The sequence below is a fragment of the Cellulomonas sp. P4_A2 genome (genome assembly GCF_056402515.1).
In genome coordinates, this window is the sequence record NZ_JBFUHG010000101.1 from 1 (window position 1) to 463 (window position 463).

1 protein-coding gene is annotated in these 463 nt (G+C 69.3%); it reads right to left on the reverse strand.

Annotation, left to right across the window (positions count from 1 at the left end; all coding sequences use genetic code 11):
* Positions 1-463, reverse strand: a 463-nt coding sequence (locus AC1DUE_RS20285; RefSeq protein WP_477041206.1) for a hypothetical protein, incomplete at both ends; no start/stop codon positions are given.

Genomic DNA, 463 nt, shown 5'->3' on the forward strand with positions numbered 1-463 from the left:
GCGCCGAAGAGCGGTCCCGCGCTCGCGTCGCCGCCGTGCCGGCCGTTGTTGTTCACCGTGATGTCGGTGCGGACATTGGCGAACGGCATCCCGCGGTGCGAGTCGAACGTCCCCATCTCCATCTCGCCGCGCGACCAGACGTTGTAGCTGGACAGCCCCTCGACGTTGATGCCGTGCAGCTGCGTCCCCGCGGGCGCCGGGACGGTGCGCTGAGCGATGGTGAAGTCCTCGATCAGGTTGTCGTGCGAGCCCTCACGGCAGTAGTACGGGTGGTGGGAGCCGCGGCCCTCGACCCGTGTGCGGCGCAGGGTGCAGGCGGACGCGCCGATCAGCCCGAAGCCGTTGTCGACGTGGCGGACGGTGATGTCGTCCGCCCAGCAGTCGTACGCGCACTGGAAGGCGACCCCGTTGTATCCCTTGTCGAGCAGATGCAGCGACTGCGGGGTCTCGACCGCCTCGAGGG